Genomic DNA, 17,152 nt, shown 5'->3' on the forward strand with positions numbered 1-17,152 from the left:
AGAAACGCAGCAATAGCGCATTTGCCGTCTCAATCAATTGAATTGAGTTGATTGGTACTTAAATGAGTTTGATGCGTATAAGCGGCCGGATACCGCGCCGTTGGCGCAGCGAATAAAGGATTGATAATATGAGACTATTATTGCCGGTTCTGGCATTGGGTGCTGTAATTCTCGCCGGTTGTGCGAACTCAGGCAGCGTCAGCCCACTCGTTTTTTGTGATCGGCCAAGCGATTTCGGCGCCAAGGTCTTTACCGACTGCACGCCGCGTGTCGGTGGTGATAGTCCCGCGCGGAGTGCCAGGGACAGTCGGCGCTTCAGCGATGACCGCAGGATCATCCTTGGCGGAGTTTATGGCCGCTGAATCTGAAAAGTTCGCCCTTGAATCAATTGGCCGCCCATTGCGCGGCCATTCCTCTTTTGCATCAACGCCTCTTGAAGCCATCTAAATATTCCCCTATGTAGTCCGCGACGGCCGTGCCGTTTTTCTTTTGACCGCAAATATGCTCAATATGAGTATAAATGCTGACGCGAGTGCCAGCCAGGAACGGACTTACCCGCGTAGAGTGCCCAGGAGGAAGTGGATATGACCGATACCGCTCGCACGACGAACGTCAGGGACAGCAACAAGGTGCAAACGGCAGCTGACCGCTTTGGCATTCTTGAAATGCCGGACCTCGCCTTCACGCCGCAAGTCGCGGCCGAGACGGAGCATCTGTACGAGCGCGTTGCCCATCATATCCCGCGCATCGAATGGCCTGTTTATGCGCCCTATGTTGCGGCCATCAATCGGCTGAAGAAACAGCGCAATGCCGTCATTCTTGCCCACAATTACCAGACGCCTGAGATTTTCCACTGCGTTGCCGACATTGTTGGCGACTCGCTTCAGCTTGCCAAGGAAGCGACCAAGGTCGATGCGGACATCATCGTGCAGTGTGGCGTCCACTTCATGGCCGAGACCTCAAAACTGCTCAATCCGCACAAGACCGTGCTGATCCCGGACATGAAGGCTGGCTGTTCCCTGGCCGAATCCATCACGGGAGCCGATGTGCGGCTGTTGCGCGAAACTTATCCTGGCGTCCCCATCGTTACCTATGTCAACACGTCGGCCGAGGTAAAGGCGGAGAGTGACATCTGCTGCACATCGGCCAACGCGGTCCAGATTGTCGAGAGTTTCGGGGTCGACCGTGTCCTTTGCATCCCGGACGAATTCCTGGCCCAGAACGTCGCTGCCCAGACCAAGGTCAAGGTCTTGACCTGGAAGGGGCATTGCGAGGTGCACGAACGCTTCACGGCCAGCGAACTCCTGGCCTACAAGGCGGCCGATCCGGATATCCAGATCATCGCCCATCCCGAATGCCCGCCGGAAGTGGTTGCGGTTGCTGATTATACCGGCTCGACCAGCGGCATGATCCACTATGTGAAAGACAACCGTCCGGCCAAGGTCCTGCTTGTGACAGAATGCTCGATGGCGTCCAACATCGAGTCTGAAGTGCCCGACGTGAAGTTCATCAAGCCGTGCAATCTGTGTCCGCACATGAAACGCATCACGCTGCCGAACATCCTCGAAAGCCTTGTCTTCATGCGCGAGGAAATTCACGTTGATCCGCTCATCGCGGAACGTGCGCGGCTGGCGGTCGAGCGTATGGTGAACCTCAAGAACTGACAGTGGAGCGCGATCCCGATGTCCATTGAATCCGATCCCGTCATCATCATCGGTGGCGGTCTTGCCGGACTTTTCTGCGCCCTCAAATTGGCCCCGCGTCCGGTCACGATCCTGGCGGCGGCACCAATCGGTCGTGGTGCCTCCTCTGCATGGGCGCAAGCCGGCATTGCAGCCGCCGTGTCCGAGGGCGACACGATGGAGAAGCACGTGGCCGATACCGTTGCGGCAGGGGATGGCATTGTCGACGAGCGCATCGCCCGGCTTATGGCGGGCGAAGCTGCGGCACGTGTCCACGATCTGCTCGAGTATGGAGTGCCCTTCGACCGCGATCTGGAAGGGAAGCTTCAGGTATCCCGTGAAGCGGCACACTCTGAAAGCCGTATTGTACGCGTGCGCGGCGATATGGCTGGGCGAGCCATCATGCAGGCGTTGGTGAAGACTGTTGAGGACACGCCCTCGATCCGGGTTCTGGAAGGCTATGTCGTCGAAGACATCATGACGGAACATGGTGCCGTGACCGGCATCGTTGCCCGGACTGACGCCGGACGCGGCAAGCAGGTCAGGCTTGCATCGCGCATCGTGGTGATCGCGACGGGGGGAATCGGTCATCTTTATGCCGTCACTACCAACCCGTCCGAGGCCCGCGGTGAAGGTATCGGCATGGCGGCGCGGGCAGGGGCCATGATGGCGGACATGGAGTTCGTGCAGTTTCACCCCACAGCCCTCGATGTCGACAAGGATCCGGCGCCATTGGCCACGGAAGCATTGCGCGGCCACGGGGCGACCCTGATCAATCGCGCAGGCGAGCGTTTCATGTTGAAGATCGATCCCGATGCCGAGCTTGCCCCGCGGGACGTCGTTGCGCGCGGCATCTTTGCCGAGGTCAAGAGCGGGCGCGGTGCCTGGCTTGATTGCACCAAGGCGGTCGGAGCAGCGTTCGCCGAAGAGTTCCCGACGGTCTACAAATATTGCCGCGATGCAGGTATCGATCCTGTCGTCGAGCCGATCCCCGTCGTTCCTGCAGCGCATTATTTCATGGGTGGCATTCTGACCGACCAGGATGGCCGTACATCCATTGATGGCCTGTGGGCCTGCGGTGAATGCACCTCCACGGGCGCTCACGGCGCGAATCGACTGGCGTCCAATTCCCTGCTTGAGGCGGTAGTCTTCTCGGCCCGCATTGCTGCCAGGATCGGCAAGGGCGACAAGAGACACCTCAATGACTGGTCTAGGGGCTCGGTAGATCGGGACGATCTGCAGCCGGAAGCAGATACGGCTGCGATGAGCACATTGCGCAAGACGATGAGTGCAAGTTTCGGCGTCATTCGCGACCGGGAAGGCATGTTGCGTGGTCTCAGGACTATTCTTGAACTGGAACGGGCCAATCGCGACGCTGCCTTCCGCAATGTACTGGCGACGGCAAAACTCGTTGCTGTCAGTGCCTTGCGCCGTGAGGAGAGCCGTGGCGGCCACTTCCGCACGGATTTTCCCGAGCAACGGAAAGAGTGGCAGCACAGGACATTTCTGACCTTGGCCGACGTGGAGACGACAGTTGACGAATTCATGGAGCTGACATGATGGCCGGCAGTCCGGATGAACCGCGGAAGGCCTTTCCGCCCTCCTTGCCGCGATTGATGATCGAAGATGCGGTGGGGGCCGCCCTGCTTGAAGATCTCGGCAGAGCCGGTGATATCACGACCAATGCTACCTTGCCGCCGGATGCCGCCGCCGCCGTGGCGCTCGCCAGCCGCGAAGCGGGCACGATTTGCGGCATGGGCTTTGCGCGAGCAGCCTTCGCAATGGTCGACCCTACACTGAAGTTCACCGCTCTTGTCGAAGATGGCTCACGGGTCAATCGCGGCGACGCTATCGCGCGCGTGGAGGGCAATGCGCGTGCCATTCTGTCTGCAGAGCGGGTTGCCCTCAACTACCTCATGCACCTGAGCGGCATAGCTACTTATACTTCAAGGTTCGCCGATTTGATCGCCCACACCGGTGCCAGGGTGTGTGATACCCGCAAGACCATTCCGGGCATGCGTGCATTCGCCAAATACGCCGTAAAATGCGGTGGCGGCGCCAACCACCGCTTTGGCCTCGACGATGCGATCCTTATCAAGGACAATCACGTGGCCGTTGCCGGAGGAGTTGCGAAAGCCGTTCTCGCCGCCCGTGCCTATGCTGGCCACCTGGTTAAGATCGAGATTGAGGTCGATAGTCTCCACCAGTTCGAGGAAGCCTTGTCGGTCGGGGCGGATGTGATTCTTCTTGATAATATGGGGCCGGAACTGCTTGAAAAGGCGGTGAAAATCAATGCTGGACGCGCAAAGCTCGAAGCGTCTGGCGGCATTGCATTCGACACTATCAAGGCGATAGCCGAAACGGGCGTCGACTATATTTCGACATCAAAAATCACTATGGCTGCTCCAACGCTGGATATCGGACTGGATATTGAACTGACATGAAAGTCATTGCGACGATTGGCGAGCTGCGTGCTGCATTGAAATCGGAACGTCTGGCAGGCAAGACGATTGGCCTGGTACCGACCATGGGCTATCTGCATGTCGGCCATATGGAATTGGTCCGCCGGTCGAAGGCGGCTGCCGATGTCACTGTGGTATCCATCTTCGTCAACCCGACCCAGTTCGGGCCGAACGAGGATCTCTCCACCTATCCGCGCGACATGGAGGGCGACCTCGGCAAGCTGCGGGCGGAGGGTGTCGACTATGCCTTCACGCCGGAGGTTGCGGAAATTTACCGGCCCGGCGCCGATACGATCGTTGATACCCCGGTGCTATCACGCATTCTGATCGGCAAGATTCGTCCCGGACATTTCCGCGGCGTGACCACGGTCGTGACCAAACTGTTCAACATCGTACAGCCCGATCACGCATTCTTCGGCGAGAAGGACTACCAGCAACTGACCATCATTCGTCGCATGGTCGCGGATCTCGACATGCCGATCGAGATTACCGGTGTTGCAACGGTGCGCGAGGAGGACGGCGTTGCATGTTCATCGCGCAATGCAATGCTGACGCCAGCCGACCGCAAGGCGGCCGTCGTGTTGTCCAGATCGCTGGCGAGGGCCGAGGAACTGGCGGCCAAGGGACAACGATCAGTTTCGGCTATCCGGAATGCGGTGCGTTCGGTCCTGGAAGCCGAGAAACGCGGCCAGATTGAGTCGGTCGATATCCGGGATGCGCAAACGCTCGATCCGGTTTCGGGCAAATTCAGGCAGCCAGCGGTCATTCTTCTGACGGTTCGCTTTGGCAAGGTGAGATTGATCGATCAGCGTGTCGTCGGCTGATCACGATCCGGGAAAGGTAACATGAGCCAGGAAGTCGTCATTCGCAGGATAACCGCGCCGGAGATTCGGAGCCGCAAGGGCGGCGAGCCGATCGTTGCCTTGACCTCCTATCACGCCAATACGGCACGCATCGTTGACGGCCATGCAGACATTCTGCTCGTTGGCGACAGTCTCGGCATGGTCCTCTATGCGATGGACTCGACGCTCGGGGTTCCACTTGATCTGATGATAGCCCATGGTCGCGCCGTTGTGCGTGGCTCCAGGCGGGCGATGGTCGTCGTGGACATGCCCTTCGGTTCCTACGAGGAAAGCCCGGCCATGGCGTTTCGCAATGCCGCCCGCATCATGCAGGAGACGGGGTGCGGCGCGGTCAAGCTTGAAGGCGGGGTGCGCATGGCCGATACCATTCGCTTCCTGACGGAGCGTGGAATTCCGGTCATGGCCCATGTCGGACTGACTCCGCAGTCGATCAACACCTTCGGCGGCTTCAAGACGCAGGGCCGCGACACGGCGTTGTGGCCGCTGATCAAGGCCGATGCCCAGGCGGTGGGCGAGGCCGGCGCATTTTCCGTGGTCCTGGAAGGAATTGTCGAACCGCTTGCCGCGGAAATCTCCCGCGAGAGCCTCATTCCGACCATCGGCATCGGCGGGTCCAGGGAGTGCGACGGCCAGATCCTCGTGCTGGAGGATATGCTTGGCTACAATCCGAAACCGCCCAAATTCGTGAAGGTCTATGGGCATGTGGGCAGCGCAATTGAGGCGGCAGTGAAGGCCTACTCGGAAGATGTTCGTTCGCGTGCTTTTCCAGGAGACGAGAACGTCTATCCGTTGAAATAAGGCCTAATCGTGGTTCTTCCGTTCGGTATCAGCGCCCTCCCAATATTGCATGGTTGCCGATCGGTCGTAGCCTTCGCCCATCAACCGAACGCCAACGCGTCCGGTTTCCGTGTAGAAGATCACGTCGTTGGGGTTTTTCTCACCGATGATGATGTATCGGCAGGGCGCATTGCTATGGTTGTGGAAGGAATGCCCGGCCTGCTGACCGGCCGGGAAAACGACGTGGTCGCCAGCCTTCATCCTGTAGGTCTTGTCGCCCAGCCGTAGCGTCATTTCGCCTTCGAGGATGAAAGCCTGCTCTTCCTCGAGCATATGATAGTGATTGAGACTCGACTCCTTGCCGGGCGATAGCTCCTCCAGGGCAACCCCCACATGTGTCGCCCCGCCAAAGCCCGAAAGATAGCGATAGCGCGAGCCGTAGCGGCTCCCTTCGGACCAATCTTCCCAGGGAACGGTGTCGGACGCGAATGGTTCGGAAATACCGTCGGCATTCAATGATTTCGGTTTGTCGTTCATGACTCTCTCCCTATCCTCGTCCTCCGACACGAAGGCCGGCCACGCTGCGCTCCTCCAGCACGTTGTGACGGAAGCGATAAAGCGCAGCAGGCCGTCCACGAGCCTGCGTCTGTTCGGCTCCTGTGGGTTCGACCAGTTCGGTGGTCTCGACCAGCCTGCGGAAGTTCTGCTTGTGCAGGTGTCTTCCGGATATCGCCTCAACGGTCTCCTGCAATGCGGTCAGTGTAAAGGTTGGTGGCATCAGTTCGAAGATGACCGGCCGATATTTCAGCTTGGAACGGAGCCGCGAGATTGCGGTTGCGAGAATGCGGCGGTGATCAAAACTCATCGGCAGGCCCAGGGCACGCGAAAGCTCCGTCCGCTCTGCCCGCCCATCCCGTCCTGCTTCGTCGACCAATCCTGCTTCGTAAAGGAGTTCATAGCGCTCCAGGGAACGCTCCTCGTCCCAAGCGATACCATCGTCGCCGAAAGCAAGCCGGAGCCGGCTCAACCGCGCTGAAAACCCGCCGCTTTTCGCCCATGAGAGCAGCGCCGGGCGTATGGTCTCATCGATCATTGCCGGCTTGCCGCCGCGCCAGTCCTCCCAGGGCAAAAATGAATACCAGCTGCGCCAGCGCGCCCCCGACTTGCTGATAGCTTCCCTGTTGTCATCCGCAATCCGGGTAAGCGCGAGATAACCCACCGACACAATGTGCAGGTCCTGGTCTTCCGCGGTCTTGTGGCGACCGCGATCGCCGAAAGTGTAGAGTTGTTCGACATAACCCAGCCGCAGGGGAGTCTGCTCGGCCACCCACTCGCGCAGCCCGGTTTCGAAGGTCCTGTGTTGCAGGGGATTGAAAGGGCCGAACGGCAACTCGTCGCGCTCAGCATCGCCGCCAGCCGGACTGGTTAGAATCAAGGGATCGTTATTCGCCACGGCAACGATGGCCGCGCTCAGGTTTATCTCGACGGCATTGGGCGCGCCGGTCATCTCTTACACCAGGATGGGCAGGATGAACGGCGTGCCTTCGAAGGCGTCCTCACCCCGGCCGATCTCCTTGATAGCGTCGACCATACGACCCTTGCGATCGAGCATATCATCTGCAAGCGCCACCAGCCGGATATTGGGCGTTGCGGAGGGTGAATTACGCCGCAGTGTCTGGGCCAGCCACACCTCGTCAAGCTCTGGATTCAGTGCAAGGGCCGTAATATAGGCTCCTGCCGTCGAGCGCGATATGCCGGCGTAACAGTGGATGAGGAGGGGGGCTTTTCGATCCCAGCTTTGTCCGAAGGCAATCAGGCCACTGACGTGATCGGCCACCGGGTGGGTCATGCCCTCGGTTGGCTCGATAATATCGTTGAACCCCAGAAACAGGTGACGATCCTCGGAAATCTCGGCCGGGCGCATCACGGGGGTACCGATATTGATCAGCGTGACCATGTCTCGAGCACCGAAACGCGTCGCGGTCTCGGCCAGGCGGGAGAGTGGGGAGATGACGATATGTGGCATTGACCCTGTTATCCTCTGTTCTGCGCGCGCTGCCTGTCGAGAAACGCGAACCGCTGCAGAAATGCGTCCTGTACCTCCTGAGTGGGCAGGGCGATCAGGTCGAGCTTGTGCGGATCTATCCCGCGCGGCCGACCGAAGAATTGCACAGCCTCCTTTTCGGAGAATCCGGCAAGCCGTGTTGCTTCATAGTAAGCGGCGATGGCATCTGCCCGCTTGATCAAGGCTCGAAGCTCCTGCTTCACCTCTGGTGTCAGTGAGAACCGCAAATGGATGGCATGTTGGAGGCGCAATTCCACACTCTTGTAGTCGCCACCGACGACGGCCTTGAAAGGTGAAATCATGTCGCCGATCACATATTCGGGTGCGTCATGGAGAAGTGCGATCAGGCGATGCTCGGCCGTTGCTTCAGGGACGATCCTGCCGAATATCTGTTCGACCAGCAGCGAATGCTGCGCCACCGAAAAAGCATGTTCGCCGACTGTTTGTCCGTTCCAGCGGGCGACGCGCGCCAGCCCTTGGGCAATGTCCTCGATTTCGATATCAAGGGGCGAGGGGTCAAGGAGATCCAGCCGGCGGCCGGACAGCATGCGTTGCCAGGCACGCAGTTCGGTTTTTTTCAATACGATAGTTTGCGGCTTGGCCGGCATTCATGCTCCCGGAGGTCAGGACTACGCTTCTTGTGTTGCCTCGGGGAATGTAAACCGGTGTTCGGGTGGAATGGCAAGGTGGACCGCAACTTCTCCTGCCAAAATGGGGGTTCCGCTGTCCACGGCTTCCTTGACCCTGTCGATGCGGGCAAGCGCAAGCCCGGCATTTCCCGCAACACTCCCCAGAGTCCCGATGTCCCGGCCATTGGCCGTAATCGTTGTTCCTGTTGCGGGCAAGTCGGAGAGAGCCGTAGCGATGAGCATCCGGCGCCTGGCGGTGCCACGGTGCTGCATGCGGGAGACGACTTCCTGACCGACGAAACAGCCTTTCCTGAATGATAGTCCGCCCGTCTGATCAAGATTGACATCATGCGGGAAGGCGTTGCCGAGCTGATAGTCCAGGGGCGCTTCCGCCACGCCATGAACAATCCTCAACATCGTCCACGCATTCGCATCACCAGTAGCATCCGAAATGCCGCCATAGCGCCGTTGAACGTTAAGCGCGTTGGGAAAACGCCGGTCATGTAATGTTGAATCATTTTGCGAACGGCCGGAATCTGTTTCCCAGGAAACCTGAACAAGTGGTTCTGAATCCGCGGCAATTTGAAGCTTGGCGCGCAGTTTATAGAGCGTCAGGCGTTTCAGGAGATCGTCAGCAGAAGCCTGCAGTGTATCGAGGCGAAATCCGTCGCCGCTGCGTGAGACAAGGAATTCGAACAGAATCTTGCCTTGCGGACTGAGCAGGGCGCCGGGTTTCAGATCATGCCGTTCGAGTGAATCCAGATCGGTCGTTATGAGGTTCTGAAGGAAAGTTTCAGAGTCCTCGCCTGTCATGTGAAGGATTGCTCTTCCGTTTAAACTTGCCGATGGCATTCTATCACCCTTGCCTTTCGCGTCCCTGTTACGTAATCCGCTGCTGAAGGGTTCGCAAGGCTGGATGGAGGCAGAAACAAATGGCTCGGACGTTCGATACGATTTTTCGGAGCGGTATTGTCGTCAACCAGGATGGCGTCGGCCTGCGTGATGTCGGCATTACCAACGGCCGCATTGCCGCAATCGGCAATCTTGGCGGCGCATCGGCGGCCGAGATCATCGACTCGACCGGGCTGCATATCCTTCCGGGCGTGGTCGACAGCCAGGTGCACTTCCGCGAGCCTGGGCTTGAGCACAAGGAGGACCTCGAGAGCGGCTCGCGCTCTGCGGTGCTCGGCGGTGTCACAGCCGTCTTTGAAATGCCCAACACCAAACCGCTGACAACATCTGCCGAAACGCTCGAGGATAAGGTCAGGCGCGGCCGCCACCGGATGCATTGCGATTTTGCCTTTTGGGTTGGAGGCACGCGTGACAATGCAAACGACGTGGCCGAGCTTGAGCGACTGCCCGGCGCGGCAGGTATCAAGGTGTTCATGGGATCGTCCACCGGCGATCTGCTTGTCGAGGAGGATGAGGGCGTTCGTTCCATCCTGAGGAACACGCGCCGGCGTGCCGCATTCCACTCCGAGGATGAATTCCGCTTGCGCGAACGCGAGGGGTTGCGTGTTGCAAATGATCCGTCTTCGCACCCGGTCTGGCGTGACGAAATCGCCGCGCTCAAATGCACGGAGCGGCTGGTACGGATTGCCCGCGAAACCCGTGCGCGTATCCATGTCCTACACATATCGACAGCCGAGGAGATCGATTTCCTGCAGGATCACAAGGATGTGGCGAGCTGCGAAGCAACGCCGCATCATTTGACGCTTGATGCCAGCCAATATGCAACGCTTGGCACACTGATCCAGATGAATCCGCCGGTGCGTGATACGCGCCACCGCGACGGTATCTGGACCGGCATAGGCCAGGGGATCGTCGATGTCCTCGGATCCGACCATGCTCCGCACACGCTTGAAGAGAAGGCAAAGCCCTATCCAGCCTCGCCGTCGGGCATGACCGGCGTCCAGACCCTTGTGCCGATCATGCTTGATCACGTGAATGCCGGACGGCTTTCCATTGAACGGTTTGTCGATCTGAGCTCGCACGGGCCCAATCGGCTGTTCGGCATGGCACGAAAGGGTCGCATTGCCGTCGGCTACGACGCCGACCTGACGATCGTCGACATGAAGCGCCGGGAAGCCATTACCAATGGGCAAGTCGGCTCCAAGGCCGGCTGGACACCATACGACGGAAAGATTGTGACCGGCTGGCCGGTCGGAACGATTATTCGCGGCCGCAAGGTCATGTGGGAAGGTGAAATCGTCACGCCGTCCCAAGGCGAACCGGTGCTATTCGGCGAGGCACTTCCTCAAGGCAGATAGGAGTCGGCTCTGGAGGATCCTTTCACGCAGAGCCGGTAGGCGATGACGTAGCAAACGCCAGATGAGTCAGTTTTTCCGGATTTCGAACGACATAGATCGTCTTGATTTTGCCATTCTCGATTTCAAGGGCTGTCGTCTGCGGCATGTCGTCGAATTCGCTCGTTACGAAGCCGGGCAGACCGTCGATCGTCCCCTCGTGTAGCAGCGTCGGAAACTGGTATTTCTCGCGGCGTGCAACGCCATCAAAGAACCGGCTGACCTTTGCCGCCGTGTGGATAGGGTTGATGACTGACGGTCTGAGGCCCCCACCATCGGCATACAAGACGACGTCCTCGGCCAAAAGGGATTGCAGTCCCTGCATGTCGCCGCTGCGTGAGGCAACGAAGAAGGCCTTTGCGATGTTGCGACCCTGTTCGTCAGACACTGGAAAGCGCGGCTTGGCCTTTTGGACATGGCTTCGGGCACGGCTGGCGAGTTGGCGGCATGCCGCCAGATCGCGGCCGATCGCCTTGGAAATCTGGTTGAAGTCCTGTCCGAATACATCGTGCAGCAGAAATGCGGCACGCTCGAGCGGTGAAAGACGCTCCAACGCCATCATCAGCGTCAACGTGATGTCACCATCCGACTCATCTTCACTCGGGTCGAAGATGGGCTCCGGCAGCCAGTTTCCCACATAGGTTTCCCTTTTGACGCGAGCGGACTTCAAGTGATCGAGGCATAGCCGCGTAACAATGCGCACCAGGAAGGCCTCCTCGTTGCGCACCGTGGAGTTGTCTGTCTGGTGCCAGCGAATGAAGCTTTCCTGAACGATATCTTCCGCCTCCGCGACCGATCCAAGCATGCGGTAGGCGATGCGGATCAGCCTCGGTCTGAGGCGGTTGAACGTATCGGTCGCTTGATCAAGCAGCGACACTATCGGGTGCTACCGGGTGGATCGAGCGGAAGCCGATGGCCAGACGGTTCCACCCGTTGATGGTTACGATCAGCATGGACAATTTGACGATCTCCTCTTCGGTAAACTGTCGCTTCAGTTCCTCATAGACGCTGTCCGGTGCATGGGTCTCTGCGATCAGCGTCAGCGATTCGGTCCAGGCCAGCGCCGCACGCTCGCGCTCGCTATAAGCCGGCGATTCCCGCCAGGCATCGAGCAGGTACAGCCGCTGCTCGGTCTCTCCGTGCTTGCGAGCTTCCTTGGAATGCATATCCAGGCAGAACGCGCAGCCGTTGATCTGCGAGGAACGCATTTTGATCAGCTTGATCAAACTTGTTTCCAGCCCGCTGCTGGCGATGCTCTCTTCCATCTTGAGCATCGGCTTGATTGCTTCGTGGTCCAATAGATTCAATCTTGCTTTCACGACGTATCTCCTTGTGTGTCGTCAGTTGTCTGCACACAAGACGAGGCAGTGAGGTTGAACGTGACATCCGAATGATTTTTTTCGCGACGAACCTAACGCGCCCGCTTCAACGCGTGTCGGATCAACCGATCGATCAATTCGGGGTAGGGAATACCACTTTCGGCGAATACCTTCGGATACATGCTGATGTTTGTAAAACCTGGTATCGTATTGATTTCATTTATGAATATATGTCCATCAAGACGCAGGAAGAAATCGACGCGAGCCATGCCTGTGCATCCGAGTGCCGTGAAAGCCCGTTTTGCCATCTCCTGGAGGGCAATCGTCGTGCCAACTTCAAGCTGGGCCGGTACAAACAAGACGGCGCCATCAGCGTCGATATACTTCGCCTCATAGGAATAGAAACCGTGTGCTGCTGCCGGCGCTATTTCACCGGGAACAGACACCCGCAGCGTACCATCCTCTTCCTCGAGTACACCGAGCTCGATCTCCCGAGCATCAATGAATTCTTCGATCAGAACGCGGCTGTCATACTTGAGGCCATCATCGATTGCCGATGACAGCTCGGCCGCTGTCCTTGCCTTGCTCACGCCGACGGACGAGCCTTGCCGTACTGGTTTGACAAACAGCGGCAATCCAAGTTCCTGCGCGATCGCTTCGGCATCAGGCCTCTCCTGGCGGCTGATCGTCCGCCCGCGAGCCACTGGGAGACCTGCCTGCGCAAACAGACATTTGGCCTGATGCTTGTCCATCGCAGCAGCAGAACCAAAAATGCCGCAGCCCACATAGGCCACGTCGGCAACTTCGGCGAAGCCCTGGACGGAGCCGTCTTCCCCGAATTGACCGTGGAGGATTGGGATCAGCACGTCGACCGGCGCAATTTCATAGGCAGGCCCGGAGCGCGGCAGAACAAGTGTCCGTCCTTTGCCGCCGGGCAGCAGGCTGACCCGCGCGCCATCCTCCGGGACGGATTGCGGAAACGCACCATCGATCAGCAGCCATTTGCCCTCGCGCGTGATGGCAATGAGTACAACCTCATATTTTTCGCGGTCGATGGCCCGATCAACGTTCCTGGCCGACATCAGGGAAACATCGTGCTCGGCAGACTTGCCACCGAACAGAATTGCAACGCGTATCCTGGACATGCTGAAAACGTCTCACTCTGAATGGAGCCAAGGTACAATGAGAAATCGATAAGCTTGGCAGGTTTGCGTCAATCGCCCGTTACAAAAAACCGCCAGCGACCTTTCGGAGTGATACCGAGGCGATAGAACACATAGGTTCCGAACTGCTTCATTTCATCGTAATCGCCGGCTGTAACGATCTGGAAGAGCTCAACCTTCTGCTTCGCGTCAAGCTTGTCGAGCGGGTAGGCGAAGAAGTAGGGCCACACGTAGAGCTCATCCGCGGTACCCGCATCGAGATGGACATAGCCCGATTCCAGCACGTCGACCAGGATCGCCAGGATTTCCTGCCCTTCCTGATCACCGGCAAGGCTCTTCAGATAGGCCAATGGATCGCCTTCAATGTCAGTCAGTGACAGCATCGTCACATCGTCGCCCGAACCGATCAGCGGACGAAGCGCCTCGATTGATCCGGATTTGGCTGCAGTCAGTATCAGTTCACGCATCTTCTGCACTGGGAAGGGCAGTTTGCTGATGTCGTACTCGACCTGCGGTACCGGCGCACCTTCCTTGGCGTTGGGCATGGCGGGATTGGCGGCCGCAGCGCCATCGTCTGGCGCTTTCTGCTCGGGAGCAGGCTTCTCGGGATCAGCGGCCGGCTCATCGGCAGCTGGTGGGCCTTCCGGCTCGTCTGAAGGTTCTTCAGGCGATGGTTGGGCGGCCTTGGGAAGTTCTTCTTTCTTGATCTCACTCAGTGCAAGTTGCACTGCCGCATCGCGACCGGCTGAAAACACTGGAGAGCTGAAAGCACATATTGCCGCTGCCAGACAAAAGGTTCTGGCGATCGCCGAAGCGGAAAAGTGCTTTTCAAGCATGCAGGTTCACCCGGAATTGAAATTATTGCAGAACGCGATTCGATGAAAACTCACCAGCAGAAATACGTTCGCGCAGCGCCTCAAGCAAGGCCAGTGCAGACACTTCACCGTTATCGCGGATCAACTCGGTCAGCGCGGTTGCGAAAGCTGCTTCGGCCATAATTTCGGGTTCGATACCTTCAAGCGTGCCATCTGCCCAGACTTCATTCTGATATTCGATCGCAACCAGTTTTTTTTCTTCTGCAACCAACCTATCGAGGTCCGTCGATGTCATGTTCATGATATACCATCCTTGGCCGAGGCCAATTCTTAAACTACCGCTAAACAATACCATACGTTTTGTTTAAAATGCGGTTCATTGGCTTCAACAGTTAAAGCCTGGTTAATTTCCATAGCCCGATACGATCTCAGAAGAAAGTCTCATTCCTTCAGCCTGGTAGCGGTCAATCGCCGCAATCGCCTGGCTCGTACAACTGGAATAAGTCTCGTTGAATGTGCGGTAGCCGCGGTTGAAACTGGCAATGAGGCGCGCCCTGCGGGCAGGTTCAGGATTCTCTGCCAGCAGCAGTGAATCCATGCGATCGCGCCACTGGCTGCTCTTTTCTCCGCACAGGTTGCGCAACGAATGGATTGATCCGATCACCTCGGCCAGGCGGAGCAGTTTTGCTTCGTACAGGGGATCGACCGCATAGGCCGGTGCCGATGCGACGAATACCGCCAGGAACGTTGTGGTCAATGCTGTACGCCGCACAAGTCAACCTTGAAAGCTGAAGTCCTCTTGAGGAAGCATGTTGCGCGAAAGCAAGGCACCTTCAAGGCGCTGATGGTTAATACCCTCAGCTTTTGAAGGAGCGAGCCAGATAATGTGCAACTTCCAATACACTATCGGTCACGTCGAAGGCAGCCATGTCTTCCACGCGCAACCAATGCACCGAGGCGGCGTCATCAGCTGCAACAGCTTCACCCTTCGCGTCATGGACCAGAAATACTGCGAGACGGAATGGTTTCGGCGACGGGAATTCCGCCGTTGAATAATCGAACGTCACAGTTGTAAGGTAGGTAACCTCCGTTGCGACGACGCCGGTTTCTTCAAAGAGCTCCCGGATTGCGGCTTCCGGCGGCGTCTCTCCATCCTCCCGGCGGCCACCCGGAAAAGCCAGCCAGCCCTTCGATGGCTCACGTCCGCGCTCGACCAGCAGGAATGACTGCTCGCGGATACAAACGGCGGAGACACCATCGACGGTTGCAGAAAGAGGAATCTGGTCCATATATCAGGCGTAAGTGCTGAAGCAGTGTTTGACAAGGGCAGTCCATGACTTGACCCGGTATCGCAAATGCGGATGATCGCGACCTCCAAACCAAATCAGGCGCCAATGGCATGTGTGGACGTTTTTCCCTCCTCGGTACACCGCAAGAGATCGAAGCTCTTTTCGATCTCATGGACATCGGGACATTTCCGCCGCGCTTCAACATCGCCCCTACGCAACCGATTCTGATGGTGGTCAGTGGCGAAACACCGCCTCCCGGCAGCAATCGGACTGATCGCAGGGCATTGCTCGTACGCTGGGGCTTCATACCCGGCTGGGTGAAAGACACTGCAAATTATCCGTTGATGATCAATGCCCGTTCGGAAACGGCCATCGAGAAAGCCTCCTTCAAGACCGCAATGCGCCATCGCCGCGCATTGATACCTGCCTCGGGATTTTATGAGTGGCGGCGGAACGGCAACAACAAGTCACAGGCCTATTGGGTCAGGCCGCGTGATGGCGGGATTGTCGCATTTGCCGGACTCTACGAGCCGTGGGCGAATGCCGAAGGATCGGAAATGGATACGGGTGCCATCCTGACCACCGCAGCCAGTGAAGATCTTCGTTTCATCCATGACCGCATGCCGGTGGTCATAGAACGGCAGGACTACGCTCGCTGGCTGGATTGCAAAACGCAGGAACCCCGCCATGTTGCAGACCTGCTGAAGCCTGCGCAGGCGGATTTCTTCGAGGCGATCCCGGTTTCGGACAAGGTCAACAACTTTGCAAACACAGGACCGGAAATACAGGAGCGCGTCGCTGAATCCCAGGAAGGGAACAAGAAATCTTCGCGCGTCAAACCGCCGGAGACCGACGACCAGCTGAAGCTTTTCTAAGCGACCCATTCACCTACAAATCTCCAGGAACGATCACTCCATGCTTTCAGCCGCCGTCTCCGGTTTTCTTCTTGGCGCGTCGCTCATCATCGCGATCGGCGCACAAAACGCCTTCATATTGCGCCAGGGCCTGTTGCGCGAGCACGTCTTCATCCTCAGTCTGATCTGTGCGCTGTCCGATGCGTTATTGATCGCCGCCGGCGTGGCCGGGCTGGGGACTCTGATCGCTCAATCGCCAAAGTTGATTTCGTTCGTGACCCTTGGTGGCGCGGTGTTTCTGTTCTGGTACGCGTCTGTTGCATTCCGCCGCGCGCTTCATCCGGAAGTCCTGCAGGCCGCAACGTCGGGCAATGGCAATTTGAGGGTGGCGATCGGCACAGTCCTGGCGCTGACCTTCCTTAATCCGCATGTCTATCTCGATACGGTTGTTCTGCTGGGCGGCCTTTCGGCTCGCTTTGAAGGCATTGACCGCGCGGCCTATGGCGCGGGCGCGGCACTCGCATCCTTCATCTGGTTCTTTGGCCTCGGCTACGGTGCGAGGCTCTTGCAGCCGGTGTTTGCAAAGCCGGCCGCCTGGCGGGTACTTGACGTCCTCATCGGCCTTGTAATGGCCGGAATAGCTCTGAGCCTGTTAGTCCGTTTCCTGAACAATTGAAGCCAGTTTCAGCTGCGGACGCTGGCGCACCGTGCTGAGCACTGCCGCCAGAATTGCAGCCGGGCCGATGGCTCGGTATTGTGAGGCAAGATTGTCGGCACGGACGCTTTCGCGCGGCTTGGCCGATTGCTGTTTATTGGTCATGGGTCTGGTCCTTTTGGCGGGGCCTATTCCCCTTTCGTCTAAGACCTGAGGATTCCCGTTGAAATTGGCCGGAAAGAAGGCACTTTCCGGGAGGATTTTGGGCTATTC

Annotated in this window: 22 protein-coding genes; 9 read left to right on the top strand and 13 right to left on the bottom strand. The window is 58.1% G+C overall.

Annotation, left to right across the window (positions count from 1 at the left end):
• The first annotated feature begins 128 nt into the window (after nucleotides 1–128).
• From K9U38_RS10055 to panB, 6 genes are all read left to right on the top strand, one after another.
• On the top strand, nucleotides 129–362 hold the full coding sequence (locus K9U38_RS10055) for a hypothetical protein (RefSeq protein ID WP_224494195.1): 234 nt from the start codon (nucleotides 129–131) through the stop codon (nucleotides 360–362).
• 222 nt (nucleotides 363–584) lie between these two features.
• Nucleotides 585–1,664, top strand: coding sequence for a quinolinate synthase NadA (nadA, locus tag K9U38_RS10060; protein ID WP_224494196.1), 1,080 nt, complete (start codon nucleotides 585–587; stop codon nucleotides 1,662–1,664).
• Nucleotides 1,665–1,682: 18 nt separating this feature from the next.
• Nucleotides 1,683–3,242, top strand: a complete 1,560-nt coding sequence (locus K9U38_RS10065; protein WP_224494197.1) for an L-aspartate oxidase — start codon at nucleotides 1,683–1,685, stop codon at nucleotides 3,240–3,242.
• Entirely contained in the window at nucleotides 3,242–4,126 is an 885-nt protein-coding gene (gene nadC / locus K9U38_RS10070) for a carboxylating nicotinate-nucleotide diphosphorylase (RefSeq protein ID WP_224494198.1), read from the top strand. Before K9U38_RS10065 ends, nadC begins: the two co-directional genes overlap by 1 nt.
• Nucleotides 4,123–4,968 carry a pantoate--beta-alanine ligase gene (gene panC, locus K9U38_RS10075; RefSeq protein ID WP_224494199.1) on the top strand — a complete coding sequence of 282 codons (846 nt, stop codon included), beginning with the start codon at nucleotides 4,123–4,125 and terminating at the stop codon, nucleotides 4,966–4,968. Before nadC ends, panC begins: the two co-directional genes overlap by 4 nt.
• A 21-nt stretch (nucleotides 4,969–4,989) precedes the next feature.
• The gene (gene panB, locus K9U38_RS10080) at nucleotides 4,990–5,805 is read left to right on the top strand and encodes a 3-methyl-2-oxobutanoate hydroxymethyltransferase (protein ID WP_224494200.1); all 816 of its coding nucleotides are present in this window, start codon (nucleotides 4,990–4,992) and stop codon (nucleotides 5,803–5,805) included.
• A 3-nt stretch (nucleotides 5,806–5,808) separates the two neighbouring features.
• On the opposite strand, the gene K9U38_RS10085 is transcribed toward panB, so the two are convergent.
• The 5 genes from K9U38_RS10085 to ygfZ form a co-directional block, all read right to left on the bottom strand.
• On the bottom strand, nucleotides 5,809–6,321 hold the full coding sequence (locus K9U38_RS10085; protein ID WP_224494201.1) for a cupin domain-containing protein: 513 nt from the start codon (nucleotides 6,319–6,321) through the stop codon (nucleotides 5,809–5,811).
• Between the two features lie 10 nt (nucleotides 6,322–6,331).
• The gene (locus K9U38_RS10090; RefSeq protein WP_224494202.1) at nucleotides 6,332–7,291 is read right to left on the bottom strand and encodes an NUDIX hydrolase; all 960 of its coding nucleotides are present in this window, start codon (nucleotides 7,289–7,291) and stop codon (nucleotides 6,332–6,334) included.
• A 3-nt stretch (nucleotides 7,292–7,294) separates the two neighbouring features.
• Nucleotides 7,295–7,810, bottom strand: a complete 516-nt coding sequence (locus tag K9U38_RS10095; RefSeq protein ID WP_224494203.1) for a tyrosine phosphatase family protein — start codon at nucleotides 7,808–7,810, stop codon at nucleotides 7,295–7,297.
• An 8-nt stretch (nucleotides 7,811–7,818) separates the two neighbouring features.
• Entirely contained in the window at nucleotides 7,819–8,397 is a 579-nt protein-coding gene (locus K9U38_RS10100) for a YfbR-like 5'-deoxynucleotidase (protein WP_224494361.1), read from the bottom strand.
• Nucleotides 8,398–8,478: 81 nt separating this feature from the next.
• Nucleotides 8,479–9,330, bottom strand: a complete 852-nt coding sequence (gene ygfZ, locus K9U38_RS10105; RefSeq protein WP_224494204.1) for a CAF17-like 4Fe-4S cluster assembly/insertion protein YgfZ — start codon at nucleotides 9,328–9,330, stop codon at nucleotides 8,479–8,481.
• An 80-nt stretch (nucleotides 9,331–9,410) separates the two neighbouring features.
• On the opposite strand from ygfZ, the gene K9U38_RS10110 reads away from it, so the two are divergent.
• On the top strand, nucleotides 9,411–10,748 hold the full coding sequence (locus tag K9U38_RS10110; RefSeq protein ID WP_224494205.1) for a dihydroorotase: 1,338 nt from the start codon (nucleotides 9,411–9,413) through the stop codon (nucleotides 10,746–10,748).
• A 22-nt stretch (nucleotides 10,749–10,770) separates the two neighbouring features.
• Here K9U38_RS10110 and K9U38_RS10115 read toward each other — a convergent pair whose 3' ends face one another.
• The 7 genes from K9U38_RS10115 to K9U38_RS10145 all read right to left on the bottom strand — a co-directional run bounded on the left by K9U38_RS10115 (nucleotide 10,771) and on the right by K9U38_RS10145 (nucleotide 15,370).
• Nucleotides 10,771–11,589 carry a sigma-70 family RNA polymerase sigma factor gene (locus tag K9U38_RS10115; protein ID WP_370631900.1) on the bottom strand — a complete coding sequence of 273 codons (819 nt, stop codon included), beginning with the start codon at nucleotides 11,587–11,589 and terminating at the stop codon, nucleotides 10,771–10,773.
• 58 nt (nucleotides 11,590–11,647) lie between these two features.
• Entirely contained in the window at nucleotides 11,648–12,103 is a 456-nt protein-coding gene (locus K9U38_RS10120; protein WP_370631889.1) for a carboxymuconolactone decarboxylase family protein, read from the bottom strand.
• A gap of 92 nt (nucleotides 12,104–12,195) precedes the next feature.
• The gene (locus K9U38_RS10125; RefSeq protein ID WP_224494207.1) at nucleotides 12,196–13,248 is read right to left on the bottom strand and encodes a D-alanine--D-alanine ligase family protein; all 1,053 of its coding nucleotides are present in this window, start codon (nucleotides 13,246–13,248) and stop codon (nucleotides 12,196–12,198) included.
• Between the two features lie 68 nt (nucleotides 13,249–13,316).
• A complete protein-coding gene (locus K9U38_RS10130; protein WP_224494208.1) occupies nucleotides 13,317–14,102 on the bottom strand; it encodes a hypothetical protein in 786 nt (261 codons plus the stop codon).
• 22 nt (nucleotides 14,103–14,124) lie between these two features.
• Complete coding sequence (locus K9U38_RS10135; RefSeq protein ID WP_106712012.1) at nucleotides 14,125–14,382, bottom strand: hypothetical protein; 258 nt, start codon at nucleotides 14,380–14,382, stop codon at nucleotides 14,125–14,127.
• Between the two features lie 102 nt (nucleotides 14,383–14,484).
• Entirely contained in the window at nucleotides 14,485–14,838 is a 354-nt protein-coding gene (locus K9U38_RS10140; protein ID WP_370631890.1) for a TIGR02301 family protein, read from the bottom strand.
• 100 nt (nucleotides 14,839–14,938) lie between these two features.
• On the bottom strand, nucleotides 14,939–15,370 hold the full coding sequence (locus K9U38_RS10145) for an NUDIX hydrolase (protein ID WP_224494209.1): 432 nt from the start codon (nucleotides 15,368–15,370) through the stop codon (nucleotides 14,939–14,941).
• 110 nt (nucleotides 15,371–15,480) lie between these two features.
• On the opposite strand from K9U38_RS10145, the gene K9U38_RS10150 reads away from it, so the two are divergent.
• Together K9U38_RS10150 and K9U38_RS10155 are read left to right on the top strand one after the other, a co-directional pair.
• Nucleotides 15,481–16,245, top strand: a complete 765-nt coding sequence (locus K9U38_RS10150; protein WP_224494210.1) for an SOS response-associated peptidase — start codon at nucleotides 15,481–15,483, stop codon at nucleotides 16,243–16,245.
• A gap of 40 nt (nucleotides 16,246–16,285) precedes the next feature.
• Nucleotides 16,286–16,900, top strand: a complete 615-nt coding sequence (locus K9U38_RS10155) for a LysE/ArgO family amino acid transporter (protein WP_224494211.1) — start codon at nucleotides 16,286–16,288, stop codon at nucleotides 16,898–16,900.
• Here K9U38_RS10155 and K9U38_RS10160 read toward each other — a convergent pair.
• The gene (locus K9U38_RS10160) at nucleotides 16,877–17,044 is read right to left on the bottom strand and encodes a hypothetical protein (protein ID WP_224494212.1); all 168 of its coding nucleotides are present in this window, start codon (nucleotides 17,042–17,044) and stop codon (nucleotides 16,877–16,879) included. The two genes, K9U38_RS10155 and K9U38_RS10160, sit on opposite strands and share 24 nt — an antisense overlap.
• Nucleotides 17,045–17,152 lie beyond the last annotated feature (108 nt).

Origin of the sequence: Phyllobacterium lublinensis, from assembly GCF_020164435.1 — a bacterium.
Lineage (GTDB): Bacteria > Pseudomonadota > Alphaproteobacteria > Rhizobiales > Rhizobiaceae > Phyllobacterium > Phyllobacterium lublinensis.